The following is a 26,264-nucleotide window of genomic DNA, read 5'->3' as shown; positions in this document are numbered from 1 at the left end:
GGTCTGTTCGAACGGCTCCCAGGCGTTGTCCTTCTTCACCGTGCACAGGGCCCAGATGATGAACCCGGAGATCGCGATCATCACGACCGACCAGACCGGGTAGGACGGCAGGGAGAGGAAGTTGGCGATGATGATGAGTGCGGCGATGCCCACGCCGGCGACGCGTGCCCATGTCGACGCCTGGAACAGCCCCATGCTGACGAGCACGGCGACCGCGCCCAGGACCAGGTGGATCCAGCCCCAGCTCGTGAGGTCGAACGCGAAGACGTAGTTGGGGGTCGAGAGGAACACCTCGTCCTCGGCGATCGCCGCGATGCCACGCATGATGCCCAGGATCCCACCGATCATGAGCATGACGGCGGCGAAGACCATCAGACCGACGGCCCATTCGCGTTTCGCCGTCGAGTGCGCGTGCGTAGGGTGTGTGGCGGTCATCCTGCTGCCTCGTTTCTGTCGGGGGCTAGGGTTCCGACGGGCCGGAGCCGCTCAGGACCAGCTCCTTCGCCCTGCGGAACTCGTCGTCCGTGATGTCGCCGCGGGCGCGGATCTCGGACAGCCTGGCGAGTTCGTCGACGCTGCTCCCCCGTCCTTCGCCGCCCTTGGCTGTCTCTCGTATGTAGCTGTCGAGGGCCTCCTGCTGCGCGCGGGCCTGGGACACTTCCCGGCGGCCCATGTTCTTGCCCCGCGCGACGACGTAGACGAACACGCCGAGGAAGGGCAGGACGATGCAGAACACCAGCCAGCCGGTCTTGGCCCAACCGCCCAGATCGTCGTCACGGAAGATGTCCAGGACGACCCGGAAGAGCAGCACGAACCACATGATCCACAGGAAGAACCACAGCATCGTCCAGAAGGCGCTCAACAACGGAAAGTCGTACGCCAGGTAGGTCTGCGCACTCATCTCACTCCTCCGTCCCGGGCGCAAGCCGCCCGGCAAGCCGTTCCGTGCCGTTCTCAGCGTGCCCATGTCCGGCACGGGACTGCCTCACCCGGGACGGGTGAGCGTGCTGGTTCCGCGAAGCGCCCCCCGCCGGGCGAAGGCGAGCCGGGCCTCGGCCGGCCCGAGCAGGACGAGCCACAGGCCGAGCAGCCGGGTCAGCGCAGGGGCCGGCTCCGTCCCGGGCGGCCAGGGCCGTGCAGAGGGTGCCGGGTCACCCGCGACGGGTGATCCGTTCCCGGCGCCGTGGCGATGAGGTGGAGACCGCACCCCCACAGGACCGAGAGAGACGAGATGAACGATCCAGCGGCCGCCCGGACCGAGCCCGCCCGGCCCCGGCAGGAGCGGGAGCGGCACCCGCGACAAGAGGGACCGAGGCGGCGCGCGAGGATCGCCGTCCTGGTGCGCGCGGCGCTCATCGCGATCGGGCTCGTCACCGTCTACTACGTGCTGCCCCTGGACGGTCGCAGTACAAGCAGCGGCACCACGGTGCTGCTCGCCTGCGGCCTGCTGCTGGTCGTCCTGGTCTTCTGGTGGGAGGTGCAGGCCATCGCCCACTCGCCCTTCCCCCGGCTGAAGGCCGTCGAGGCCCTGGCCGCCACGCTCGTCCTGTACCTCCTGCTCTTCGCGGGCACCTACTTCCTGCTGGAGCACTCCACTCCGGGTTCCTTCAGCGAGCCGCTGACCAAGACGGACTCCCTGTACTTCACGCTGACCACGTTCACCACCGTCGGGTACGGCGACATCGTCGCCCGTTCCCAGACGGGGCGGGTACTGACGATGCTTCAGATGGTCGGCGGGCTGCTGCTGGTGGGCGTGGCGGCACGGATCCTCGCCGGCGCGGTGCAGGCCGGGTTGCGCAGGCGGGGCCATGAGCCGTCGGAGGACTTCTCCTCCCGGCGGGAGGGCTGAGCCATGACCGTACCGAGTCCCTTCACGACGTTCCTGTCCCCTGCCGAGCGGGCGGAGTCGGGCCGGGGCGCCCGGCGGCGGGTGCCGCGTTCGTCCCACAGCCGGTTCGAGGCGGGGCCGGAGCGGCCCGACCCGGTCGAGGTGGTGGAGCGCCAGTCGGCCACCCGCGTACAGGAGTTGGTGCCGGTCCGCTACGGCCGCATGCTCGAGTCCCCGTTCCGCTTCTACCGGGGCGCCGCGGCGATCATGGCCGCCGATCTCGGGGCCGCCGCGGACACCGGGCTGTGGGTGCAGCTCTGCGGGGACGCTCATCTGCTGAACTTCCGGCTGCTGGCTTCCCCGGAGCGCCATCTGGTCTTCGACATCAACGACTTCGACGAGACCCTGGCCGGGCCGTTCGAGTGGGACGTCAAGCGGCTGGCGGCCAGTTTCGCCATCGCGGGCCGGGCCAACGGCTTCGGCACCGCGGAGCAGAACGGCGCGGTGGAGACATGCGTACGCGCCTACCGGCAGCGGATACGGGAGTTCGCCGGCATGCGCACGCTGGACGTCTGGTACGCGCAGGACGACGCCGACCACATGCGGGAGCTGATGGCCGCGTCGATGACCAAGGAGGCCAGGCGCCGCACCGCCGAGGCCACGGCGAAGGCCCGCACCCGCACCCACCTCCAGGCCTTCGCGAAGCTCACCGGGACCACGGCCGAGGGGCGGCGGATCACACCGGACCCACCGCTGATCACCCCGCTGCGGGACCTGGTGACCGACTCCTCGCCCGGGCAGGAGAAGGAACTGCTCACCGTCCTGGAGGGGTATGCGGACAGTCTGTCGTCCGAGCGCCGGCACCTGTTGCGCCGCTACCGCCTGGTGGACATCGCCCGCAAGGTGGTGGGGGTCGGCAGTGTCGGCACCCGCTGCTGGATCGTGCTGCTGCTCGGCCGGGACGACGATGATCCCCTGCTGCTCCAGGCCAAGGAGGCACAGCATTCGGTGCTCGCCGCCCACACCGGCGGGGACAGCTACGACAACCAGGGCCGTCGCGTGGTGGCGGGACAGCGGCTGATCCAGACGACCAGTGACATCCTCCTGGGCTGGACGCACGCCATCGGCCTCGACGGACACGAACGGGACTTCTACGTACGCCAGTTGCGGGACTGGAAGGGCATCGCGCGTGCGGACACCATGGACCCGGCCATGCTCCGCCTGTTCGCGCGGCTGTGCGGGGCGAGCCTGGCACGGGCCCACGCCCGCTCGGGAGACGCCGTCGCCATCGCGGCGTACCTGGGCGGCGGCGACCGGTTCGACCGCGCGCTCGCGACCTTCGCCCAGGCCTACGCCGATCAGAACGAGCGCGACTTCGCGGCACTGGGCGCGGCCGCCCGCTCCGGCAGGATCACCACGGCGACCCTGTGACCCCCGCTCGCTCCGGCACGCTCACTCCGGGAGCTGGCGCATCTCCACGACCCTGAGACCCAGCGACTGGAAGCGGGTGAGCAGCCCGTACAGGTGGGCCTCGTCGATGACGGAGCCGAACAGGACCGTCTGACCGGACATCACCACGTGATCCAGCTCCGGGAAGACCTTGGCCAGCGTCTCCGACATGTGTCCGTCGACGCGGATCTCGTAGCGCATGAGCTGCTCTCCCGCGGGCGGCGTGGGGCGGGACGTGCACGCCCTTCCCTTGCGATGGTCCGCCCTGGCGCGCCGTCCGCCCTCACCCGGCGCAGGTGAACCTGCGTCGCGTCTCATTCCTTCAGGACGATCTTGAGGATGATGATCAGCAGACCGAGCAGCAGGTTCACCGCGGCGGAGACGGCCATCTGCCTCCCGGAGGCGCCGGCCCGGGCCGCCGCGGCCATCGACCAGCCGACCTGCCCCGCCACCGCCACGGAGAGCGCCAGCCACAGGGTGCCCGGCATGTCCAGGGGCAGCAGCGGGCTGATCGCCACGGCGGCGGCGGACGGGACGGCGGCCTCCAGGATCGGCCACTCCTCGCGGCACACCTGCAGCACGGCCCGGCGGCCCACGGCCCCCTCCGCCAGGCGCGCCCCGAAGAGCTGGGCGTGCACGTGCGCGAGCCAGAACACCGCACCGGTCAGCAGCAGGAGCGCCACGAGTTCCACCCGGGGCAGCGAACCCAGGGTTCCGACGCCGATCACCACGGAGGCGGCGAGCATGGAGCCGTAGACGCCGCCGGTGTAGTCGGCCCGGGACCGCCGTGAGCCAGGCGTGGTGGCCGTGGTTCCGCTCACAGGAGCCGCCGTTCGCGCGCCCGGCGGACGGCGTCGCCGCGGCGGGTGACGGCGAGCTTGCGGTAGATGCTCTTGAGGTGGGTCTTCACGGTGTTCACGGACACGTGGAGGTCGGCGGCGATCTCCTCCGTCGACATCATCTCGGCCACGCGCCGCAGCACATCACGCTCGCGGGCGCTCAGCTCCTCGACGGCGAGCTCCGGGGGCCTGTCGGGTGCGGCGAGCCCGGGGGCGCGGTACCGGCCGGGGCCCGGGAGGAGCCAGCCGGCGGCCAGTTCCCGTGGCCGGCCGGTGCTCAGCAGCGGCCGGATCCAGGGGCCGGCTTCCAGGAACGGGCGGCGCAGCTGCTCGCGCCTGCCGTCCAGGAGTGCCCGGGCGACCAGGCGACGGGCGGTGGTGGGGTCCCCGGTGTCGAGGGCTGCGCGGGCGCGTACCAGTGTGGCGCGGACGGTCACCGCCGGGCCGGGCCTGTCGTTCTCCGGCAGGCCGTCGAGCAGGTCGAGCGCGCCTTCGGGCCGGCCCGCGGCGAGCCGGGCGCGGGCCGCCTCGACCGCGCACGCCCTCCGGTGGTGCGCCACCTTCTCCACGGCCTGCCGGGCCGGCTCGGGATGCCCCTGGGCCAGATGGGCGGCGGACGCGAGCAGGGCGGCGTGGTCCTCCGCCCAGGGTGAGCTCACGGCCGCCGGGACGGTCGCGTCCGCCGCTGCCAGCGCGGCCCGGGCGTCGCCCCGGGCCAGGAACAGCCGCCCTCGGGTGAGGGTCAGGCCGGCCCGCACCACCGGGTCCTCGGCGAGCGGGTGGGAGACGGCCGCTTCGTCGAGGAGCGCCTGCGCCTCGTCGAGTTCGTCGCGGTCGATGAGGACGGCGGCCAGGACCAGTGGGCCGATGCCGGACCGGGAGCGCCGCGGGAGGCTGTACCGCTCGGCCTGGGCGGCCGCCGCGAGGGCCTTGTGCTCGGCCGGGCCGAGCCAGCCGTTGAGGTAGTCGATCAGCGCCAGGTGGCCGAGGGCCTCCCAGCGGGGCAGTGCCGTGGCCGCTCCGTCCGGGGATCCGGCCACCGCCGACAGAGCGGCCCGGGCGTCGTCGAAGCGCCCGGCCCACAGGCGGGCTGAGCCCAGGTGGGTGAGCAGGAGGGCGGTGAGTTCCGGGTGCTCGTCGAGGAGCTGCCCGGGGACCTCCCGCTGGAGGAGCCTCGCCTGCTCGGCGGCCCGCTCCGCTCGGCCCGGAGAGCCGGTCAGCCGGGCCGCCAGGGCTTCCAGGAGGGCACAGCTCAGCCGCACCGGTGCCGGAGCGGAGCCGTCCCGGCCCAGTTCCTCCTCGGCTTGGCGCAGATGGGCCAGGCCGTGTTCGAGATCGCGCCGGCCCAGCTCGCGGGCGGCACGCACGAGGTCGGGCGCCGGGCCCGTGGCCTCGGGGCTCATCCGTGCGAACAGGGCGGACAGCTCCTCGGAGCGCAGCCCGGTGAAGAGCTGCCCGATCGCGAGATCGTCGACCACGACGCGGGCGGTGAACTCCCAGTCGTCCGCCGCGGCCCCCTGGACGAGCGCGTCGGGCAGGGCTCCGGAACGTCGCAGCCACTGCGCGGCCCGGCTGCGCAGCTCCTGCTCCAGGCCGGGGAAGCGCTCCCTCAGGTGGGCGCGGAGGATCTCCGCGAACAGGGGGTGCAGGCTGTACCAGGAGTGTCCGAGGTAGTGGACGAACGCGTTCTCGCGCTGCAGCGCGGCCAGGATCGGCTCCGCGTCGGTGCGCAGCGTCAGCGCGTTCACCAGGTCGGGGCAGCAGCGGTCCAGGACGCTGATGCGCAGCAGCAGGTCCTGGGTGCCGGGTGTCTGCCGGTCTAGCACCTCTGCCAGCAGGAAGTCGGCCACCGCGCTGTGGTCGGTTTCGAACTGTTTCAGGTAGGCGTGGGGGTCCGTGCTCTGGCCGGCGGCCAGGGCGCACAGCCGCAGTCCCGCGGCCCAGCCCTGGGTCCGCTCCACCAGGGCCCGTACGGCGCCGGCCGGCAGGTGCAGTCCGTGCCGCGACAGCAGTTCATGGGCCTCCTCGGAGGTGAAGGCCAGCTCGGCGTTCCGGATCTCCGTGATCTCGCCCGACGCCCGGTAGCGGTGCAGCGGCAGCAGGGGTTCCGTGCGGGAGACGAGGACCAGGCGCATACCCCGTCCGGCGTGGTGCAGGACGAACTGCAACTGCTCCGCGATCTCGGGGGAGGTCACCCGGTCGAACTCGTCGAGTACGACGACGGTGGTGTGGTCCCGGCGCTCCAGGTCGGCGGCCAGCCGGGTCAGCGTCCGCCGGTCCACATGGGCCGCCTCCGCCGGGCAGCCGACATCGCCCGTCACCGGCACGCCCGCGGCGCGCAGTGCCTCCAGCAGATAGGCCCAGAAGATCCCCGGAGCCTGGTCGGCGGTGTCGTTCGTGAGCCAGGCGACCGGTTCCGTGAGGCCGGCGGCCCAGTCGGCGACCAGGAGGGTCTTGCCGGCGCCGGCCGCCCCGTTGACCATCGTCAGCGGCGTGCCGAGAGCCTGGTCGAGGTGCCGGACCAGGCGGGCCCGGCGCAGGAACGTGGCGGGCCGCTTCGGCAGGGCGAACCGGCTGCGCAGCAGCGGGTCGCCCGTGGGGTCGACGCTCGCGGACGCCGGTTCGGCACCGGTCTCCTCGGTCACGGCCATGGGGCCCACCCCTGTTTGCCGTCCGACGGATCACGAGCAACGCTCGTTCCACCCAGGATCTCAAGCTTCACTCCCCTGCGCACGCCCACGGCCGGGCCCCCACGGCCTCGAAGGCCGCCGCGCAACCACCCGCGACGGGGGATGCGCCCGTGGGACGAGCGGGGTTCGCTGAGGTCCACGCGCACCACCTACGCAGCCGTGCGGTACGGCCCGGGCGGCTCGGAACGGGGGTACCGACCATGTGCCGCTGGCTCGCCTACTCGGGCACCCCCGTGCTGCTCGACGACGTCCTCTACCGGCCGCAGCACTCGCTGATCGACCAGAGCCTGCACGCGCGGATGGGCGTCGAGACCACCAACGGCGACGGCTTCGGGGTCGGCTGGTACGCGTGGCATCTGCGGACCCCCGCCGTCATCCGCGACACGGGTCCGGCCTGGAGCAACCGCAATCTGCGGGAGATCGCCGACCACGTCCGCTCGTCGCTGTTCTTCGCCCATGTGCGCGCCTCCACCGGGACGACCGTGCAGCAGACCAACTGCCATCCCTTCCGCCACGGACGCTGGCTGTGGATGCACAACGGGGCGATCTCCGGGTTCCACGACCTGCGCCGGGACCTCATGCTGACCGTGGACCCGGCGCTGTTCCCGGCGCTGGAGGGCACCACGGACTCCGAGGTGATGTTCCACGTGGCCCTCACGTTCGGGCTCGACGACGATCCGCCGGGCGCGGTGGCCCGGATGGCGGGGCTCGTCGAGCGGCTGGGGCACGAGCACGGGGTGCCGCAGCCGCTGCAGATGACGGTGGCGGTGACCGACGGCGAACGGGTGTGGTTCTTCCGGTACTCCAGCGGCGGGGACTCGCGGTCGCTGTACTACAGCAGCCGGGTGGACGACGTACGAGCCCTCCACCCCGACCTCGCGTTCCTGAGGCACGTCTCCGAGGAGACCCGGCTGGTCGTGTCGGAGCCGCTGGGTGACCTGCCCGGTGTCTGGAACGCCGTACCGGAGAGCAGCTACGGCGTCGTCCAGCCGGGCCGGGACCTGCTGCGGCACTTCGAACCCGAGCCGGTCTGAGTGCGCAGGTGCCTCAGCGGAGCTGGGAGGCGAACACCTCGTACGTCGGGGCGTCGAAGAGGACGAACCGGACCTCCTCGACGTCGGTCCGCGCCGTGCGCACCGTGTCCACCGCGATACGGGCGGCGTCCTCCACCGGATAGCGGTAGACGCCGGTGGAGATCGCCGGGAAGGCGACGGTGCGGGCGCCGAGTTCGTCGGCGACGCGGAGGGACTCGCGGTAGCAGGAGGCGAGCAGCCCCGAACGGTCCTCGGTCGCGCTGAACACGGGGCCGACCGTGTGGATCACCCAGCGGGCGTCCAGGTCGCCCGCGGTGGTGGCGACGGCCTGCCCGGTCCGCAGGCCCTTGCCGTAGTGGGAGGCGCGGAGCTTGCGGCAGTCCTCGAGGATCGCGGGGCCGCCGCGCCGGTGGATCGCCCCGTCGACCCCTCCCCCGCCCAGCAGGGAGGAGTTGGCCGCGTTGACGATGGCGTCGACGCTCTCGCGGGTGATGTCGCCCTGGACCAGTTCGATGGTGGTCATGACTGCCTCAGCCGCCTCCATACGGCCTTCGCCGCGTTGTGTCCCGACATGCCGTGCACCCCAGGGCCGGGCGGGGTGGCCGACGAGCAGAGGAAGACGGCCGGGTGGGGCGTGTGGTACGGGAACGGGGTCACTTTGGGGCGCAGCAGGAGCTGGAGTCCGGAGACCGCGCCGGAGGCGATGTCGCCGCCGACGTAGTTGGCGTTGCGGGCGGCGAGCTCGGGCGGGCCGGCGGTGGCCCGGGCCAGGACACGGTCGCGGAACCCCGGGGCGAAGCGCTCCAGTTGGCGCTCGATGGCGTCGGTGAGGTCGCCGGTCCAGCCGTGCGGGACGTGGCCGTAGGCCCAGAAGACGTGCTTGCCCGCCGGGGCCCGGGTGGGGTCGACGACGCTCGGCTGGACCGTGATCAGAAACGGTTTGTCGGGGGCCCGGCCCTCCCGGGACGCCGCGCGCAGTGCTGTGCCGATCTCCGCGCTGTTCGCGCCGATCTGGACCGTGCCGGCGACGCGGGCCTCCTTGGCGGTCCATGGCACGGGCCCGTCCAGCGCGTAGTCGATCTTGAAGACGCCTGGGCCGTAACGGTAGTTGGCGTAGTGGTCGCCGAAGCCGGCGATGCGGGCCAGGGCGGTGGGTGAGGTGTCGAAGACGTACGCCCGGGCCGGCGGCAGGTCGTCGAGGCGCTTGACCTCGTAGTCGGTGTGGACGCTGCCGCCGAGGTCCCGCAAGTAGGCGGCGAGGGCGTCGGAGAGGCTCTGGGAGCCGCCGCGGGCGACGGGCCAGCCGCGGGCGTGCGCCGCGAGGGCGAAGACCAGGCCGATGGCGCCGGTGGCGAAGCCGCCGAGGGGCGCCATGACATGCGCGACGAGACCGGCGAACAGCGTCCTGGCCGGTTCGTCGCGGAAGCGGCGCGTCAGCAGGGTCGAGGGGGGCAGGCCGACGAGGCCGAAGCGGGCGAGGGTGACCGGGTCGCGGGGCAGCGCGGTGAGCGGCAGGGACATGAAGTCCCGGGCCAGGGTGTCCCACTTGGACAGGAAGGGCTCGACGAGCCTGCGGTACGCCCCGGCGTCGCGCGGCCCGAAGGAGGCGGCCGTCTCGCCCACCGACCGGGACAGCACGGCCGCCGTGCCGTCCGGGAAGGGGTGCGCCATGGGCAGCTCGGCGTGCAGCCACTCCAAGCCGTACCTCTCGAGCGGCAGGGCCCGGAACGCCGGTGAGTTGATGCCCAGCGGGTGCGCCGCGGAGCACGGGTCGTGCCGGAAGCCGGGCAGGGTGAGCTCCTCGGTGCGGGCTCCGCCGCCCACGGTGCCCCGGGCCTCGAAGACGGCGACGGAGAAGCCGCGGCGGGCCAGCTCCACGGCCGCGGTCAGCCCGTTCGGCCCCGCACCCACTACGACGGCATCGAGCATCGACGGCACCTCTGACCCCTTCGTCAGCCGACGGCCACTGAGGATCAGGATATGCCCGGGGACTGACAGTCACCGGCCGCGGGTGATTTCTGGCCCGGACGACGCCTGGACCAGGCCTGGTCCAGGCCTGGACTACGCCTGGAGCGCCGTTCGAGCGACGAGGCGTGTACGGTCGGTGACCGTCATGCTCCGCCCGACAGCAGTCCCACCACGTGGCGGGCCGTGGCCGCGTCGCGGGCCGCGGTGAAGGGGAGGTCGTTGCCGCCCGTGATGCGGAACGGCTCGCCCGTGCGGGTCAGGTGGGTGCCGCCCGCCTCCTCGACCAGGAGCAGCCCGGCGGCGTGGTCCCATGCGGCTTCCCAGGAGAAAGCAGTGGCGTCCGACTCGCCCCGGGCGATGGCCAGATACTCCAGTCCGGCCGAGCCGCACGGGCGCGGCGCCACACCGTCGGTGCGCAGGCCGATCAGGGCGTGCTTCTGTTCGTCCGTCGTGTAGTCCGGGTGGGAGGTGGCCACGCGGAGGTCACGGCCGGGCTCCGGCACGCCGGCGAACAGCCGCTCACCGTCGAGGTAGGCGCCCTTGCCGCGCCGGGCGGTGGCGAACTGCTCGCGGGCGGGGGCGTAGGTCCAGGAGGCGAGCAGGGCCCCGCCGTGCGCCAGCGCGACCAGGGTGCAGAACCCGGTGTCGCCGTGCACGAACTGCCGTGTCCCGTCGACCGGGTCGACGATCCAGACCGGGGCGTCGCCGCATATCGCCTCGTACGACGCCGGGTTGGCGTGGACCGCCTCCTCGCCGACCACGACCGAGCCGGGCAGCAGGTCGATCAGAACGTCGGTCAGATACAGCTCTGCCTTGCGGTCGGCGTCCGTCACCAGGTCGTGCGGGCCGTTCTTCTCGTCGACCTCGTGCGCGGCGAGGCGGCGCCAGCGCGGCATGATCTCGGTGGCGGCGGCCTTGCGGATCGCCTCCTCGACGTCGGAGGCGTGCTGTGCGAGAAACTCTTCGATGGTTTCGTTACTGTCGATCACCCCTCCATGACAACACGCGCCACTGACAATCCCCACCCTCCGGGTGCACTGCGGATGGCATCACGATGAACAGCGACGTGTCCGGGCGGGCCGGACAGGGGCGGGCCCCGCGGGATCACCGGCCGACGGCGTACCCCTGCATGCCGCGCGGATTCGCCGCCGCCGACAGGACGCCCGTCTCCGGGTCCCGCGCGACCGCGCACAGCCGGCCCTCCGACCAGGGGCCACCGACGGTCACCTCGTGGCCGCGCCGCCGCAGCTCCGCGACGACCTCCGGGTCGGTGCGGGACTCCACGGTGACGCTCCCCGGGCGCATGCCGCGCGGGTAGAAGGAGCCGGGGAAGCTGTCGTTGTGCCAGTTCGGGGCGTCGATCGCGCCCTGCAGGTCGGGGCCGCCGCGGACCTGGGCGCGCAGCGCGACCGCGAGGAAGAAGTGGAGCTGCCACTGGTCCTGCTGATCCCCGCCCGGGGTGCCGAACGCCATGACGGGCACGCCCTCGCGCAGGGCGATCGAGGGCGTCAGCGTGGTACGGGGGCGGCGGCCGGGGGTGAGGGAGTTGGGCAGGCCCTCCTCGAGCCAGGCCATCTGGAGCCGGGTGCCGAGCGGGAAGCCCAGTTCGGGCACGACCGGGTTGGACTGGAGCCAGCCGCCGCTGGGCGTGGCCGAGACCATGTTGCCCCAGCGGTCGACGATGTCGAGGTGGCAGGTGTCGCCCCGGGTGGTCCCGTCGGCGAGGACCTCCGGTTCGCCCGGCACGGGGGACGCCGGGCTCTTGGCGACGGTCGGTTCGCCGACGCCCAGGGCGTCGAAGCCCTCCTGTGCGGCGGCCGCCACGCGCGCGTGCGCGCACAGCCGCGGGGTGCGTCCGCCGGGGCTGCCGGGCCGCAGGTCGTGGTCGGACCGCTCGCCGACGAGGGCACGCCGGGCCGTGTTGTACCCGTCGGACAGCAGGTCGTCGAGCGGCACGTCGGCGGCGTCCCCGTACCAGGCCTCCCGGTCGGCCATGGCGAGTTTGCAGCCCTCGACCAGGAGGTGTACGTAGTCGGCCGAGCCGTATCGGGGCAGCTCGGGCGGGAGCAGGGCGAGCTGCTGGAGGAGGACCGGGCCCTGGCTCCAGGGGCCGGGCTTGCACACGGTCCAGCCGTTCCAGTCGTACGACGCTGGCGTCTCGTAGGTCGCGGACCAGGAGGCGAGGTCGGCGGCCGTGAGGGTGCCGGTGTGGTGGGTTCCGCTGGTGTCCAGGGTGGGGCGCGCGGCCTGGCGTACGAGGGCCTCGGCGATGAATCCGGTGCGCCACACCTGCCGCGCGGCCTCGATCCGGGCCTCCCGGTCGCCGGCCCCGACGGTCTCGGCGAGCAGGCGCTTCCAGGTGGCGGCGAGCACGGGGTTGCCGAAGAGCTCGCCGGGGCGCGGCGCCTTCCCACCGGGCAGGTACACGTCGGCCGAGGAGGTCCACTCCGTCTCGAACAGCTCGCGCACGGTCTCGACGGTCTCCCCGACGCGCTCCACGGGCGCGTGCCCGTGCTCGGCGTACCCGATGGCGTACTTCAGGACGTCGGCGAGGGACTTGGTGCCGTGGTCGCGCAGCAGCAGCATCCAGGCGTCGAACGCGCCCGGCACGGCGGCGGCGAGCGGCCCGGTGCCGGGGACGAGGTCCAGGCCGAGGCCCTGGTAGTGCGCGACCGTCGCCCCGGCAGGTGCGACGCCCTGCCCGCACAGCACCCGCACCTCGCCGCCGGCCGGGGCCAGCAGGATCGGCACCTCGCCGGCCGGACCGTTGAGGTGCGGCTCCACGACATGCAGCACGAACGCGCCCGCCACGGCCGCGTCGTAGGCGTTGCCGCCGTCCTCCAGAACGGCCATCGCCGACTGCGAGGCGAGCCAGTGGGTGGAGGACACCATGCCGAAGGTGCCCTGGAGGGTCGGGCGGGTTGTGAACATGTGGGCTCTCACCTCGCTGTTTGTGTGCGCCGGCCGTTCGGATCCGCGCTCAGGAGCGGCCGGCAGGCTATCGATCACCCTGCGCCCCTTCCTTCCCTGCCTCAGCACAGGGAACCCGTTCTTCGGTGCCGCTCGCTCATGCCAAGGCTTTGCCCCGCGACACGCTTGCGGGGGTTAGCCCCCGCGCGCACTCGCCTCAGCCGCACCACCGGCACACGGGCCAGCCGGATTCTGTGATGAACCAGTTCACCGAAGGATGGATATCGCAGTCTCAACGGCACCCGGAATCCAAGGGATCAGCCATGTCGCGCACCATGCCCAACCGCCGGTCCGCGAACCGGGCCTTATCGGTACTCGCCCTGCTGGGCGTGACGGCTGGCGCCGTCACGGCCTGCAGCGGCCAGGGCTCCGCTTCCCAGCACTCGGCCTCGCCGGAGACCGGCCAGGCGGGCGAAGCGAAGCTGCACATGATCGACAATGGCGGTCACCGTCTGGCCTTCCACGTCACGCAGGGCCACGGCTCCACCGTCGTCCTGGACTCGGGCGGCGGCGAGGACTCCTCCTACTGGAAGGACCTCGTCCCCAGGCTTCACGCGGCCACCGGCGCCACCGTCATCACCTACGACCGGGCCGGACTCGGCAAGAGCGATGTGGTGCCCGGTCCGTGGAAGGTCGAGAGCGCCGTCAGTGACCTCAAGTCGGGGCTCCGGCAGCTGGGCGTCACCAAGAACGTGACCCTGGTGTCCCACTCCCAGGCCGGCGCGATCGCGACCTACTTCGCCAGGGGCAACCCGACGATGCTCTCCGGTGCGGTCCTGGTCGACGCCAACCTGCCCCCGTTCTTCACGGACGAGGAGATCGCCCGCCTCGTAGCCCTGAGCCGGCCCCAGGTCGACGCGGCGAAGAAGGACCCGGACAGGCCGCGGAACCGCCAGCTCATCTCCACCGCGCAGAGCTTCGTCTCGACGAACAAGGCCTACCACAAGCTCACATGGCCGGACGCGGTACCGGCAACGGTCGTCGTCTCGGAGAAAACCCCGTTCGACGGATCCCCCGAGGACGCGCAGCGCTGGCGGGACGCCGCCGCCTCATTCGTTCAGGACGGGCCCCACCGAAAGCTCGTCACCGCCAAGGGCACCTCCCACGACGTCCCGAAGGACCGCCCCGACCTCATACTCAAGGAGATCGAAAACATGGTCGCCACACAGCACTGACCCCACCCCTCCCCGCGACCCTGCGGTCCCGGAGAAGAAGTCGGCACCCTGGACGTACGCCATCGCCTCGGCCCACTTCGGGTCGCCGAGACGGCGTTCCATCTCCTCCGGGCTGACGTCCTCCACGCGGGTCTGGAGCCACCACACATTGCCCAGCGGGTCGCGTACCCGTCCGACCCGGTCGCCGAAGAAGAGGTGTGTCACCTCGGTCACGGACGTCCCGCCGGCCGCGACGGCCCTGCGGTGAGAGGCGTCGGCGTCGTCCACGTAGAGGCGCAGGAAGGCAGGCGTCGGCGGCCAGTCCGGCGGCGCGTCGAACGGCATGACGATCGAGTCGCCGATCCGTACCTCCGCGTGCCCGATCCGGCCGTCCAGCACGCTGCACCGAAGCCGAGGAGGCCACTCCGCCAGATGGTGGAGACACGTCCCTCCCCCTACGTGCTCGCACAGCCAGGGCAAATCACCCACCCGACGTCGAACCAACCGAAACTCCGACGGCAAACAGTGAGGCACCGTCACCACGCAAGCACGGAGCGAGTTCGCACTTCCGCCCCACAGGGAGTCGTGTGACACTGTCGTCCGTCCGCCGTGCGGGCCCGCTCCGCACCGTCTGTCCCCCACAGAAGGGCGCCGTGCGTTCTCTACCTCTGCCCCTGGCCCTGACCGCACGCCTGTCCCCGGTGGTCGTGCTCGCGACCATGGGCTGGGCGCTGTCGTCCGGTCCGCTCGCCGCGCCGCAGGCCGCCGACCACACATCGGCCGAAGAGAAGACCGAGACCCAGTCCGCGTCCGGCCCGTCGACGGAGACGGTGTCGAAGGCGTACTCGGCGGCGCCGGCGCCGTGCGAGAGCGTCGCCAAGAAGACGCTCGAGTCGCTGGTGCCGGGCGCCAAGACGGCCGGCAAGGAGATCCCGTCCACGGACTCGGACCTGCGCCGCACCTGCTCCTGGAACGCGCTCGAGGGGTACGACTACCGCTGGCTCGACGTGTCCTACGAGGTCATGGAGTCGGACGAGGCGGCGCAGAAGGCCTACAAGAAACACACGGCGGAGAAGAGCGGCGGAGGGCCCGTCCCCGGCCTGGGCGACACCGCGTACTCCATCGTCAACCTCACCACCGAGGACAAGCAGGAGACCCGCGAGGGCCAGGTGTTCGTCAGCGCGTCCAACGCCCTGGTGACCATCACGTACAACGGCAGTGACTTCGAGTCGAAGAAGGCGCCCAGTACGGACACGATCAACAAGGGCGCCATCAAGGCCGCCAAGGAGGCGGTGGCCGCGCTGGAGGCCGAAGGCGGCAAGGGCTGATCGCCCTCCAGCGCACCCACCCGTGTCAGACCGTGGTGCGGTGCCGGCCCCGCAGCGCCATCAGCACCAGGTACAGCACCATCGACGTGCCCAGGCCCACCGCCCAGCCGTAGTCGGCCAGGTCGGCCAGCGCCGGGATCGGGCGGCCGTCGATCAGCGGCTTGAAGCTCGCGCCGCCGACGGCGAGGATGCCGCCGACAGCGAAGGCGACGACGGCCCGCCAGTTCCAGCCGCCCTCGTACCAGTAGCGGCCGCCCGTGCGGTACAGGTCGGCCAGGTCCAGCCGGGCGCGGCGCAGGATCCAGTAGTCGGCGATGAGGATGCCCGCGACGGTGCCGAGCAGTCCGCCGACCAGGCCGAGCCAGGTGAAGATGTAGCCCTGCGGGTCGGAGTACAGCTTCCACGGGAAGATCAGCACACCGAGGACACAGGTGGCGAGGGCCCCGGCCCGGAAACTGATCCTGCGGGGCGCGATGTTGGAGAAGTCGAAGGCCGGTGAGACCAGGTTGGCCGCGACGTTGACCGACAGTGTCGCCACCAGGACCGTGACCAGCGCGAAGAGCAGGCCCACCGTGCTGTCCGTCTTGGCCGCGAGCTGTACCGGGTCCCAGATCGCCTCGCCGTAGACGGCCTGCGAGCCCGAGGTGACCATCACGGACAGGAAGGCGAAGAGCGTCATGGTCGTCGGCAGACCGAGCGCCTGGCCCCGGGTCTGCGCCTTCTGGCTCTTGCCGTAGCGGGTGAAGTCGGGGATGTTCAGCGACAGCGTGGACCAGAAGCCGATCATGCCCATCAGGGCGGGTGCGAACAGCTTCCAGAAGTCGGCGCCCCAGCCGAGCTTCGACGGCTGGTCGAACAGCGGGCCGAAACCGCCCGCCTTGTCGCTCATCCACCACAGCATCACGAACGCGCCGACGAGCACGAAGGGCGCCGCCCAGTTCTCGAAGCGGCGGATCGTCTCCATGCCCCGGTAGATGATGACGACCTGCAGCGCCCAGAAGATCGCGAACGACAGCCACATGGTCCAGGCGTAGCCGCCGACCTTCGCGGCGTCCGTCCAGCCGCTCCCGATGAGCTTGCCGGCCAGGAAGTAGATGGCCTCGCCGCCGATCCAGGTCTGGATGCCGAACCAGCCGCACGCGACCAACGCCCGTACGACAGCGGGCAGGTTGGCCCCGCGGATGCCGAAGGAGGCACGGGCGAAGACCGGGAAGGGTATGCCGTACTTCGGTCCGGCGTGCCCGGTGAGCAGCATCGGTATCAGCACGATGACGTTGGCCAGGGCGATGGTGAGCACCGCCTGCTTCCAGTCCATGCCGACGGCTATGAGCCCGGAGGCCAGGGTCCAGGAGGCCGTGTTGTGGGCCATGCCGACCCACAGCGCGGAGAAGTTGTACGTGGTCCAGGTGCGCTTCTCGACGGGGACCGGCAGCAGGTCCTCGTTGGCGTAGGGACCGGTCGGTGCGGGGGCGCCCGGGGCGATCTCCACCCGGCCGTCGGCGAGGGTGACTTGGGAGGTCGGCGGTGTGGCCGTGGGAGCGGTATCGGTCATGTGCCAGGCCAATCAGGGGAGGTGGGACGGGAAAGGCCATGCGGGTGACGGCGATGGGGGGTGCGCTCGGGAGCGTCCTCGGCCCCCTTCCCGGGCCGCCGGGAAGGGGGAGTTCGAAGGGGTGGTGTTGCCGGGCGGGTACGTCAGCCGACGACAGCCGGGATGACCCGCGTCCCGTACGCGTCGATCACGGCCTCCTGCGCGTCGTGCATGTCGTAGACGGCGAACTGGTCCACGCCGAGCGCGCGCAGCGCGTCGAGCTTCTCGATGTGCCGCTCGACCGGGCCGATCAGGCAGAACCGGTCGACGATCTCGTCGGGCACGAACTGGGCGTCGGGGTTCCCGCTGCGCCCGTGGTGGGAGTAGTCGTAGCCCTCTCGGGCCTTGATGTAGTCGGTGAGTTCGTCGGGAACCTGGGCGGAGTGCTCGCCGTACTTGGAGACCAGGTCGGCGACGTGGTTGCCGACCATGCCGCCGAACCACCGGCACTGCTCACGCGCGTGGGCGAGCGCCTCGGGCGAGTCGTCCTCGGTGACATAGGCCGGGGCGGCCACGCAGATGGTCACCTCGGCGGGGTCCCGGCCGGCGGCGACGGCCGCGTCCTTCACGGCCTTGACCATGTACTCGGTCAGATAGAGGTCGGCCAGCTGGAGGATGAACCCGTCCGCCTCCTCCCCGGCCATCTTCAGGGCCTTGGGGCCGTACGCGGCCATCCACACGGGCAGTTCGGCGCCCTCACCGATCCACGGGAACCGGACGACGGTGCCGCCGAGGTCGGCCTCCCGGCCGCTGCCGAGCTCCCGGATGACCTTCATGGCCTCGCTGATCCGGGCCAGGGTGTTGGGCTTGCGGCCGGCCACGCGCATCGCGGAGTCGCCGCGGCCGATGCCGCAGACCGTGCGATTGCCGAACATGTCGTTGAGGGTGGCGAAGGTGGAGGCGGTGACCTCCCAGGTACGGGTGCCCGGGTTGGTCACCATCGGCCCGACCTTCAGTTTCGTCGTGTTGGCCAGGATCTGGCTGTAGATCACGAACGGTTCCTGCCACAGCACGGTGGAGTCGAAGGTCCAGCCGTACGAGAAGCCGTTCCGTTCCGCGCGCTTCATCAGGCTGATCACCCGCGAGGCCGGCGGGTCCGCCTGCAGGACGAGTCCGAAGTCCATCCGCACCACTCCTAGTTGAGGTACTGACAGGTGGAACGCGGGGTGAAGACGCCGTGCCCGGCGTGTCCGGTGTACTCCCGCTCGGTGATGACGAGTTCGCCGCGCGAGAGGACCGTCTCGACCCGGCCGGTGGTGCGTTTGCCCTCGTACGCCGAGTAGTCGACGTTCATGTGGTGCGTCTGGGCCGACATGACCTGCTCGGCGTGCGGGTCGTAGATGACGACGTCGGCGTCGGCGCCCGGCGCGATGGTGCCCTTCTTCGGGTACAGGCCGAACATCCGGGCCGGGGAGGCGCAGGCGATCTCGATCCAGCGGCGGCGGGAGATGTGCCCGTCGAGGACCGCCTGGTGGAGCAGGTCCATACGGTTCTCGACGCCCGGGAGGCCGTTGGGGATCTTGGAGAAGTCGCCGCGGCCGAGGTCCTTCTGGCCCGTGAAGCAGAAGGGGCAGTGGTCGGTGGAGACGACCTGGAGGTCGTTCGTGCGCAGGCCCCGCCACAGCGCGGCCTGGTGTTCCCGGGGCCTGAGCGGTGTGCTGCACACGTACTTGGCGCCCTCGAAGTCCGGCTCGGTGAGGTTGTCGGTGGAGAGGAACAGGTACTGCGGGCAGGTCTCGCCGAAGACGTTCAGCCCCTCGTCGCGGGCCCGGGCCAGCTCGGCGACCGCCTCCGTCGCCGAGACGTGCACGACGTACAGGGGCGCACCGGCCACCTGCGCGAGCTTGATGGCACGGTGGGTGGCCTCGGCCTCCAGCAGGGCCTTGCGGACCTCACCGTGGTAGCGCGGGTCGGTCTCGCCGCGGGCCAGCGCCTGTTCCACCAGGACGTCGATCGCGATGCCGTTCTCGGCGTGCATCATGATCAGGCCGCCGTTGTCGGCGGAGCGCTGCATGGCGCGCAGGATCTGGCCGTCGTCGCTGTAGAAGACGCCCGGGTAGGCCATGAACTGCTTGAAGGAGGTGATGCCCTCCTCCACCAGGTGGTCCATCTCCTTGAGCGTGTGCTCGTTGACGTCGGAGACGATCATGTGGAAGCCGTAGTCGATGGCGCAGTTGCCGTCGGCCTTGGCGTGCCAGGCGTCCAGGCCCTCGCGGAGGCTGTGCCCGACGCTCTGCACGGCGAAGTCGACGATCGTCGTCGTGCCGCCCCAGGCGGCGGCGCGGGTGCCGGTCTCGAAGGTGTCGGAGGCGAAGGTGCCGCCGAAGGGCAGTTCCATGTGGGTGTGGGCGTCGACGCCGCCGGGGATGACGTACTTTCCGGTGGCGTCGATCGTGCGGTCCGCTGTGAAGGTCTCAGCCGCGGCGGTGCTGGAGGCCGCGAGGGCGGCGATGCGGCCGTCCTCGATCAGGACGTCGGCGTGGATCTCGTCGGATGCGGTGACTACTAGGCCGCCGCGAATGACTGTACGGCTCATCGGTCGCTCCTCGCGGTGTGCACGTGACGGTTGTTCGTGGCTGGTCGCGCAGTTCCCCGCGCCCCTAGAGGGCCGTCAGCGGACCGTACGTTCCAGGTGCGCGGTCCCGGTAGAACTGCCAGCGGTCGCGGACCTCTCGGAGTTTGGCCATGTCCAGGTCGCGGACGACCAGTTCGGGCTCCTTGTCGCTCGCCACCTCGCCGACGAACTGGGCCTCCGGGTCCACGAAGTACGACGTTCCGTAGAAGTCGTTGTCGCCGTACTCCTCGACGCCCACCCGGTTGATCGCGCCGATGAAGTACTCGTTGGCGACGGCCGCCGCCGGCTGTTCGAGCTGCCACAGGTAGGCCGACAGGCCGCGCGAGGTGGCCGAGGGGTTGAAGACGAGCTCGGCGCCGGCGAGGCCGAGTGCCCGCCAGCCCTCCGGGAAGTGGCGGTCGTAGCAGATGTAGACGCCGACCTTGCCCACGGCCGTCTCGAAGACCGGCCAGCCGGTGTTGCCGGGGCGGAAGTAGAACTTCTCCCAGAAGCCGCGCACCTGGGGGATGTGGGTCTTGCGGTACTTGCCGAGGTAGGAGCCGTCCGCGTCGATCACGGCCGCGGTGTTGTAGAGGACGCCGGGCTGCTCCTCCTCGTACATCGGCAGCACCAGGACGATGCCCAGTTCCTTCGCGAGTGCCTGGAAGCGCCGGACGATGGGGCCCTCGGGGATCTGCTCGGCGTACTCGTAGAAGGCCGGGTCCTGGACCTGGCAGAAGTACGGTCCGTAGAACAGCTCCTGGAAGCACAGGACTTGAGCACCCTGCGCGGCCGCGTCGCGGGCCGCCTGCTCGTGGACCTGGATCATCGATTCCTTGTCGCCCGTCCAGGCGGTCTGGAAGACGGCGGCACGGATCACTCTGCTCATCGGGACCTCCGGTCGCTCGGTGTGCCGTGAGCCTAGGAAGTCTCGAAAGAGTCTTTGAGTTGCACCGTGTCACGTCTGAGGGCGTGCGGCGTGCCACCGTGTCACCCTGCCGTGGGTCCATGTTTCACCGCCGTTTTCCCAGGTGGTCACGTAGGTCACTGCTGTTGCGCGTCGTGCGCGAGGAGTGCGATGTGCACGGAGGCGGCCTGCTCGAAGTCGTCGAGGTCCACCCCGAGGCGGACCTGTATGGCCTCCAGGCGGCGGTAGAGGGCCGGCCGGGAGACGTGGTGGAGCTGGGCCGTGCGGGACTTGTTGCGGCCGGTGGCGAGGTAGGTGCGCAGGACGGACAGCAGGTCCTCGTCGGTCTCGCACAGCAGCCCGTCCAGCTCCCGCTCCGCGAAGGACTGCACCTGCGGATCGTCCCGCAGGAGACGGATCAGACCGCGCAGGTGGACGTCCTTCAGGCGGACGACCGGTGGGAGATCGAGGGCCGCCGCAGAGTCGGCGACCGCGTCCGCCACGTGCTGGGCCTCGCGCAGTCCCGCGGGTACGTCGTCCCAGTCGGCCCGGGGGTCGGCAGCGGCGACGATCGTGCGGGCCGAACCGGACTCGGTCCGCAGCCGGGTCGCGAAGTGCGCGGCGAGGGCACCGGCGTCCTGGTCGCGGGCGAGGCTGAGGAGTACGGCGGTGGCGCCGTCGGCCAGTTCGGCGACCAGTCCGGGCAGGCCCAGCAGCCGCAGCAGCCGGTCGAGCCGGCCGGTGTCGCCGTCACGGACGACCAGCGGAACGAAGGTCCGCCGGTTGACGGGCAGCCCGGCGGCGCGGGCCCGGGGCAGCAGTTGCCGGGCCGGTACGACACCGCTGACCAGGTCGGTCAGCAGGCTCTGCGCGGACTGCTCCTCCCACGAGCAGGCCGCGGTGCCGCCGAGCATGCGGTGCAGGACGAGGGCCTCGGCGGCGCGGTCGGCCAGCAGCCGCCCGGTGGCGGTGTCGCCGCGGTAGCCGCACAGCACGATGCGGCCCCAGCGCTCCCCTCGTCCGCCCAGTTCGGCCCGGATCCAGCCGTCGCCCTCGGTGCCTCCGGCCTGGCGGGCGATGCGTTCCCAGTCGCGCAGGACGTCGTCCACCGCGGGCCGCTCCCCCGCCGTGCCGAGGACGCGGTGGGCGAGGTTGGTGACGACGACCGGGCAGGCGCTGTGCCGGGCGACCTCGTCGAGCAGGCGTTGCAGCGGGGCGCCCGCGGTGATGAGGGCGGTGAGTTCGGTGCGGACGGCCTCGGAGAGGCTGACGGCGGCGAACTTGCGCCGCACGAGCCGTGACTGGACCTCCTCGGTCAGGTCGGCGAAGGGGAAGGGCCGGTGCAGGACGACCATCGGCAGCCCGCACCGCTCGGCCGCCCGGCGCATCACGTCCGGGGCGGCGGGGAAGGCCCGGCCGAGTCCGAGGACGACGGCGGCGGCCTCGGCGCGGTACAGCGACCGGACGTACTCGGCCTGCTTGTCCTCGTCGCCGGCGAGCAGCACTCCGGTGGTGAGGACCATCTCGCCGCCGCTGAGCATCACGCCGACGTCGGCGGCCTCGGCGACGTGCACCCAGCGCACCGGCCGGTCCAGGTGGCTCGCTCCGGCCACCACCTCGGGCTCCCCGGCGAGCACCCGCTCCAGGGTGAGGATCTGCCGGACCGACAGAGCGGGTTCCCAGGTGTCCGGGGTGGTGGCCATGGCGACTTCCCTTGCCTCAGTGCGCTGCTACCGGATGCTCCTCAGAGCGTTCTCGAGGATCGCGGCGCCCTCCTCGGCCTCCGCGACGTTGAGGGACAGCGGTGGGGCGACGCGCAGACAACTGGTGTTGTGGCCGCCGCCCTTGCCGAGCAGCAGGCCGCCCTCGCGGGCCGCCTCCAGGACGGCCGCGGCGGCCTTCGGGTCGGCCTCGTCGGTGCCGGGCCTGGTCACCTCGATGCCGATCATCAGCCCGCGCCCGCGGACCTCCCGTACGGCCGGCACCTGCGCGGCGGCGGACCGCAGCCGCTCGATGAGCAGGCCGCCGACCCGGCGGGAGTTGCCCTGGAGGTCGTGTTCCACCAGGTAGTTGAGGTTGGCGAGGCCCGCCGCCATGGTGATCTGGGTGCCGCCGAACGTGGAGATGCTGTTGGAGTCCAGGCAGTTCATGATCTCGGAGCGGGCGACGACACCGCCGATGGACATGCCGTTGCCGATGCCCTTGGCGAAGGTCATGATGTCCGGCGGCCCGTTCCGCCCGTGAGCCTGCCAGCCCCAGAAGTGCTCGCCGGTGCGGCCCCAGCCGGTCTGCACCTCGTCGGCGATCCACAGGATGCCGCGCTCGTTCAGCACCTCGCGGAAGGCGGCGTACAGCCCGTCCGGCGGTGAGGTGAAGCCGCCGACGCCCTGGATGGGCTCGGCGATCAGCGCGGCCGGCGGGCGGGTGTGGCCGAGCATGTCCTCCAGGTCCTCGACACAGGCCGCGATGAACTCGCTGTCGCTCAGGGCCGCGTAGGGGCCGCGGGTGCGCACGCCGCCGTGGACGTACAGCGTCTGCAGCGGGGACAGCGAGGTCGGGGACCAGCCGCTGTTGCCGGTGATGCCGACCGAGCTGAAGGAACGGCCGTGGTAGCTGTTGCGCATCGCCAGGACCGTGTTGCTGCTCCGGTACGTCGTGGCCAGCAGCAGGGCGGTGTCGTTGGCCTCGGTGCCGGAGGTGGTGAAGAAGACCCGGGCGTCCGGGATGCCGCTCAACTGGGCGACGCGCTCGGCGAGTTCGACCATCGGCCGGTTCAGGTACAGGGTCGAGGAGTGGATGATCCGCCCGGCCTGCTCGCTCACCGCCTTGGCGATCTCGGGCAGCGCGTGGGCGGTCATCGTGGTGAGGATGCCGCCGAAGAAGTCGAGATACCGGTTGCCGTCGGCGTCCCAGACGTGGCGGCCTTCGCCGTGGGTGATCTCGAGGGGCTCCTCGTAGTAGAGGGCGAGCCAGTCGGGGAGCACGGCCCGGTGGCGGCCCAGCAGGTCGTCGGTCACGGCCGCACCAGCCCTTCGTAGGCGTCGGGGCGGCGGTCGCGATAGAAGGCCCACTGCTGCCGCACGTCCTCGACGAGGTCGAGGTCCAGGTCGCGGACGACGAGCTCCTCCTTGCTGTCGCTGGCGACGTCGCCGACGAACTGTCCGCGCGGGTCGACGAAGTACGACGTCCCGTAGAAGTCGTTGTCCCCGTACTCCTCCTGGCCCACGCGGTTGATCGCGGCGACGAAGTACTCGTTGGCGACGGCCGCGGCGGGCTGCTCCAGCCGCCACAGGTGGGACGACAGGCCCCGGTGGGTCGCGGACGGGTTGTAGACGAGCTGGGCACCCCTCAGGCCGAGCTCACGCCAGCCCTCCGGGAAGTGGCGGTCGTAGCAGATGTAGACGCCGACCTTGCCGACGGCGGTGTCGAAGACGGGCCAGCCGAGGTTGCCGGGTTTGAAGTAGTACTTCTCCCAGAAGCCCTTGACCTGCGGGATGTGGTGCTTGCGGTACTTGCCGAGGTAGCTGCCGTCGGAGTCGATCACGGCCGCGGTGTTGTAGTAGAAGCCGGACTGCTCGACCTCGAACACCGGCACGACGATCACCATGCCGGTCTCGCGCGCGAGCGCCCGCATACGCCGCACGGTCGGGCCGTCCGGGACGGGCTCGGCCCAGCGGTAGTGCTCGGGCTCCTGGACCTGACAGAAGTAGGGACTGTTGAAGACTTCCTGGAAGCCGATGATCTTCGCGCCCCGGCGAGCCGCCTCGCGGGCGTGCTCCTCGTGTTTCGCCACCATGGACTCGGTGTCGCCGGTCCAGGTGGCCTGGACCAGAGCGGCACGTACGACGTTGGCCATGAGCTGCTCCTTCGACGCGACGTCTGCGTCTCTACGCCCGTAGAAGCGGGCCATAGAGCCACGAACGTAAGCCTCCGGCACGGGCTTGCCAAGACCATCGTCGCCAACCCGCGGGGCAGAGCGCGATTCGCACTCCTGTGGGTGAGTCGCCCGGGGCACGGCGGCGCCGGTCAGGCGGCGAACCCGGCGACCCGGAGCGCGTGCACGAGATCCCAGCGGCGCTCGTCCGACACGCCCTGGGCGGCCTCCAGCAGGAGCGGTACGAGGCGCTGCGGATCGGGCTCGGCGCTGCGGGCGGCCTCCTCGGGGGTGCGGGCTCTCACATACGCGTCGAGCAGCGCGCGCACCTCGCGGTGACGGCCCTCGGCGGCCAGCCCGAGGACGGCCTCACCGACCTCGGCGGGCGGCCGGGCGACGCCCTGCCGCAGGATCTGCTGCCCGTCCCCCACGCGCCCGGCCGCGCCCAGCGCGTCCGCCGCGGCGACCAGCCGCCCTGCGGGCAGCGAGGCGGCCTCCCAGAGCAGGGTCTGCCAGTCCGCGCCCAGCCCGGCCCGTTCCAGTTCGCCCGCGAGCAGCGGGAACCGGGCGGCGGCCGAGGAGGTGAGCTCGACCAGCAGGGCGTGGGCCTCCCCGCTGCGCCCCTCGGCACGCAGCCGCGCCAGCGCCTCGACGGTCCGCGAGACCTCCGTCCGGTCCGCCGCGCCGCCCGCCTCGCCCTGCGGCTCCACGTGCTGGACCGCGGCTTCTTCGGCGGCCCCGGCGAAACGGGCGCCACGCCGGGTGCGGCCGGTGACGGGGGCGGGTTCGGGAAGCGTCGGTACGGCGGCGGGCGGCGCGACCACGGGCGCGGCCTCCTCCTCGTCCATCCCGGCGAAGCGGGCACTGCCCCGACGGCGTTTGCGCTGCTTGGGGGTGGGCTGTCGGGGGGCCGGGGGCTCGGGGGCTGGAAACGTGCTGGGGGCGCCGCCGGCTTCCGGCGGAACGGCCCGGCCCGCCGGATGTTCCTGGGCGTCGCGCTCCGGCTCCGGGCCGGCCGCCGCATGCCGGGTGTCGTGCCGCCCGGCGCCACCGGCCGTGCCGGACGCCGGCTGCGGGGCGGGGTCCCATGGCGTGGCGGGCGTGGCGGCCGTCCCGGGGTCGTACGGTCCGCCCGGTCCGCCCGGTCCGCCCGGTCCGCCCGGGGCACGCTGAGCCCGGGGAGACGCCCCGCCCGCCGGCCTTCCGTCGCCGTACGCACGGACACCACCTTCGGCTGCGTCGCCGCGGTACGCGCGAGGACCACCCTCGGCCGCCTCTCCGCCGAACGCACGGAAACCACCCTCGGCCGAGCCGCCACCGGACCCACGGGCTCCGTCCGCGGCCGCACCAGCCCCGAACTCGGGTGCGCCTTCCGCCGGCCTCGCGCCGCCGGGCCCCGTCGTGGCAGCCCCTGGCGCCCCCTCACTCCTCGCGCCCTGGACACCCCCCGGCCCGGCCGTGACACCCCTCCCCCCGAAAAAGGCGGCTTCGCCGTGGTCGCGGTGGTCCAGGCGGGTCATCCGCTCGCGCAGCTCCGCGCAGCGTGCCGTCGCGCGTTCGTGGTCGTCATGGGCCCAGGCGAGGTCGAGGCGGAGGGCGTCGGCCTGCTCCCGGGTGGCGGCGGAGGCGAGGAGGCGGCTCAGGTCGGCCTGGCGTTCGGCGGCGTATCTCTGCTCGCGGAGCATGACGTCCAGCCGGTCCCCGAGGGCGTCACGGGCGCCCGGCCGGGCATCGTACGCGGTGAGCGCGACGGTATGCAGGGACCGGGCGCGTTCCGCCTCCGGGCCCGCGCCCCCGGGGCCGTACTGCCCGGCGAGGTCCTGCAGCAGTGCCTCCACCACGTCCCAGGGCGGCATCTCATGCCCGTCGAGACAGGCTCGCATGCCCTCCGGGTCGCGCTGCCAGAACACCGCGCACCAGCCGCCGGACGGGTCCAGACGTGCCAGCAGGCCGTCCAGGTAGTTCGCGAACTCCCGGACTCTGCCCGGGAGTTGATCCGCTGCCATCGCTCAACTCCCGCCAGACGGAGCGCTCCGCCCAGTAGGCAACACCAGTCGTGTTACAGGAGTGCTACGGGG

The 26,264-nt window shown here is 71.9% G+C and carries 22 protein-coding genes and 1 pseudogene; 5 read left to right on the top strand and 18 right to left on the bottom strand.

The genetic code is table 11. The features are described from left to right. Nucleotides 1-435: hypothetical protein (locus ACFTZL_RS04465; protein ID WP_382578147.1), on the bottom strand; the 435-nt coding region annotated here is incomplete at its 3' end. A gap of 25 nt (nucleotides 436-460) precedes the next feature. Further along, nucleotides 461-901: an SHOCT domain-containing protein gene (locus ACFTZL_RS04460; protein ID WP_382578144.1), complete on the bottom strand. Its 441-nt coding sequence runs from the start codon at nucleotides 899-901 to the stop codon at nucleotides 461-463. Between the two features lie 330 nt (nucleotides 902-1,231). Between ACFTZL_RS04460 and ACFTZL_RS04455 the strand changes: the two genes are divergently transcribed. Together ACFTZL_RS04455 and ACFTZL_RS04450 are read left to right on the top strand one after the other, a co-directional pair. After that, nucleotides 1,232-1,849, top strand: coding sequence for a potassium channel family protein (locus tag ACFTZL_RS04455; protein WP_382578141.1), 618 nt, complete (start codon nucleotides 1,232-1,234; stop codon nucleotides 1,847-1,849). A 3-nt stretch (nucleotides 1,850-1,852) separates the two neighbouring features. Then, a complete protein-coding gene (locus ACFTZL_RS04450) occupies nucleotides 1,853-3,259 on the top strand; it encodes a DUF2252 domain-containing protein (RefSeq protein WP_382578138.1) in 1,407 nt (468 codons plus the stop codon). 21 nt (nucleotides 3,260-3,280) lie between these two features. Here the strand turns inward: ACFTZL_RS04450 and ACFTZL_RS04445 are convergent, their stop codons facing one another. From ACFTZL_RS04445 to ACFTZL_RS04435, 3 genes are all read right to left on the bottom strand, one after another. Then, nucleotides 3,281-3,478 carry a hypothetical protein gene (locus ACFTZL_RS04445; RefSeq protein ID WP_382578135.1) on the bottom strand — a complete coding sequence of 66 codons (198 nt, stop codon included), beginning with the start codon at nucleotides 3,476-3,478 and terminating at the stop codon, nucleotides 3,281-3,283. Nucleotides 3,479-3,591: 113 nt separating this feature from the next. Next, on the bottom strand, nucleotides 3,592-4,098 hold the full coding sequence (locus tag ACFTZL_RS04440; RefSeq protein WP_382578132.1) for a hypothetical protein: 507 nt from the start codon (nucleotides 4,096-4,098) through the stop codon (nucleotides 3,592-3,594). Further along, the gene (locus ACFTZL_RS04435; protein ID WP_382578130.1) at nucleotides 4,095-6,767 is read right to left on the bottom strand and encodes a LuxR C-terminal-related transcriptional regulator; all 2,673 of its coding nucleotides are present in this window, start codon (nucleotides 6,765-6,767) and stop codon (nucleotides 4,095-4,097) included. Before ACFTZL_RS04435 ends, ACFTZL_RS04440 begins: the two co-directional genes overlap by 4 nt. A 239-nt stretch (nucleotides 6,768-7,006) precedes the next feature. On the opposite strand from ACFTZL_RS04435, the gene ACFTZL_RS04430 reads away from it, so the two are divergent. Further along, entirely contained in the window at nucleotides 7,007-7,840 is an 834-nt protein-coding gene (locus ACFTZL_RS04430; protein WP_382578127.1) for a class II glutamine amidotransferase, read from the top strand. 13 nt (nucleotides 7,841-7,853) lie between these two features. Here ACFTZL_RS04430 and ACFTZL_RS04425 read toward each other — a convergent pair whose 3' ends face one another. From ACFTZL_RS04425 to ACFTZL_RS04410, 4 genes are all read right to left on the bottom strand, one after another. Beyond that, entirely contained in the window at nucleotides 7,854-8,363 is a 510-nt protein-coding gene (locus ACFTZL_RS04425) for an O-acetyl-ADP-ribose deacetylase (protein WP_382578125.1), read from the bottom strand. Next, entirely contained in the window at nucleotides 8,360-9,769 is a 1,410-nt protein-coding gene (locus ACFTZL_RS04420; protein WP_382578124.1) for a phytoene desaturase family protein, read from the bottom strand. Before ACFTZL_RS04420 ends, ACFTZL_RS04425 begins: the two co-directional genes overlap by 4 nt. A gap of 182 nt (nucleotides 9,770-9,951) precedes the next feature. Continuing rightward, nucleotides 9,952-10,797: an inositol monophosphatase family protein gene (locus ACFTZL_RS04415; protein WP_382578122.1), complete on the bottom strand. Its 846-nt coding sequence runs from the start codon at nucleotides 10,795-10,797 to the stop codon at nucleotides 9,952-9,954. Between the two features lie 115 nt (nucleotides 10,798-10,912). Continuing rightward, on the bottom strand, nucleotides 10,913-12,739 hold the full coding sequence (locus ACFTZL_RS04410; protein ID WP_382578120.1) for a gamma-glutamyltransferase family protein: 1,827 nt from the start codon (nucleotides 12,737-12,739) through the stop codon (nucleotides 10,913-10,915). Between the two features lie 302 nt (nucleotides 12,740-13,041). Between ACFTZL_RS04410 and ACFTZL_RS04405 the strand changes: the two genes are divergently transcribed. Continuing rightward, nucleotides 13,042-13,953, top strand: coding sequence for an alpha/beta fold hydrolase (locus ACFTZL_RS04405; protein ID WP_382578118.1), 912 nt, complete (start codon nucleotides 13,042-13,044; stop codon nucleotides 13,951-13,953). A 147-nt stretch (nucleotides 13,954-14,100) separates the two neighbouring features. Here the strand turns inward: ACFTZL_RS04405 and ACFTZL_RS04400 are convergent. Then, nucleotides 14,101-14,331, bottom strand: a pseudogene (locus ACFTZL_RS04400) (VOC family protein); the annotation flags it as partial. A gap of 254 nt (nucleotides 14,332-14,585) precedes the next feature. Here ACFTZL_RS04400 and ACFTZL_RS04395 point away from each other — a divergent pair. Next, the gene (locus ACFTZL_RS04395) at nucleotides 14,586-15,260 is read left to right on the top strand and encodes a hypothetical protein (RefSeq protein WP_382578116.1); all 675 of its coding nucleotides are present in this window, start codon (nucleotides 14,586-14,588) and stop codon (nucleotides 15,258-15,260) included. A 25-nt stretch (nucleotides 15,261-15,285) separates the two neighbouring features. Here the strand turns inward: ACFTZL_RS04395 and ACFTZL_RS04390 are convergent, their stop codons facing one another. From ACFTZL_RS04390 to ACFTZL_RS04355, 8 genes are all read right to left on the bottom strand, one after another. Continuing rightward, nucleotides 15,286-16,812 carry an NCS1 family nucleobase:cation symporter-1 gene (locus tag ACFTZL_RS04390; RefSeq protein WP_382578113.1) on the bottom strand — a complete coding sequence of 509 codons (1,527 nt, stop codon included), beginning with the start codon at nucleotides 16,810-16,812 and terminating at the stop codon, nucleotides 15,286-15,288. Between the two features lie 143 nt (nucleotides 16,813-16,955). Next, the gene (locus tag ACFTZL_RS04385) at nucleotides 16,956-17,975 is read right to left on the bottom strand and encodes a TIGR03842 family LLM class F420-dependent oxidoreductase (RefSeq protein WP_382578112.1); all 1,020 of its coding nucleotides are present in this window, start codon (nucleotides 17,973-17,975) and stop codon (nucleotides 16,956-16,958) included. An 11-nt stretch (nucleotides 17,976-17,986) separates the two neighbouring features. Next, complete coding sequence (gene hydA, locus ACFTZL_RS04380) at nucleotides 17,987-19,387, bottom strand: dihydropyrimidinase (RefSeq protein ID WP_382578109.1); 1,401 nt, start codon at nucleotides 19,385-19,387, stop codon at nucleotides 17,987-17,989. A gap of 64 nt (nucleotides 19,388-19,451) precedes the next feature. Next, nucleotides 19,452-20,294: a nitrilase-related carbon-nitrogen hydrolase gene (locus tag ACFTZL_RS04375; protein ID WP_382578106.1), complete on the bottom strand. Its 843-nt coding sequence runs from the start codon at nucleotides 20,292-20,294 to the stop codon at nucleotides 19,452-19,454. A 155-nt stretch (nucleotides 20,295-20,449) separates the two neighbouring features. Next, entirely contained in the window at nucleotides 20,450-22,015 is a 1,566-nt protein-coding gene (locus ACFTZL_RS04370) for a PucR family transcriptional regulator (RefSeq protein WP_382578103.1), read from the bottom strand. Nucleotides 22,016-22,042: 27 nt separating this feature from the next. Continuing rightward, nucleotides 22,043-23,329: an aspartate aminotransferase family protein gene (locus tag ACFTZL_RS04365; protein WP_382578101.1), complete on the bottom strand. Its 1,287-nt coding sequence runs from the start codon at nucleotides 23,327-23,329 to the stop codon at nucleotides 22,043-22,045. Continuing rightward, a complete protein-coding gene (locus ACFTZL_RS04360; protein WP_382578098.1) occupies nucleotides 23,326-24,168 on the bottom strand; it encodes a nitrilase-related carbon-nitrogen hydrolase in 843 nt (280 codons plus the stop codon). Before ACFTZL_RS04360 ends, ACFTZL_RS04365 begins: the two co-directional genes overlap by 4 nt. A 170-nt stretch (nucleotides 24,169-24,338) precedes the next feature. After that, the gene (locus tag ACFTZL_RS04355; RefSeq protein WP_382578096.1) at nucleotides 24,339-26,192 is read right to left on the bottom strand and encodes a hypothetical protein; all 1,854 of its coding nucleotides are present in this window, start codon (nucleotides 26,190-26,192) and stop codon (nucleotides 24,339-24,341) included. Nucleotides 26,193-26,264 lie beyond the last annotated feature (72 nt).

Source organism: Streptomyces sp. NPDC056948 (genome assembly GCF_042674225.1).
GTDB lineage: Bacteria > Actinomycetota > Actinomycetes > Streptomycetales > Streptomycetaceae > Streptomyces > Streptomyces purpurascens.
This window is presented reverse-complemented; position numbering and strand designations above follow the sequence as displayed.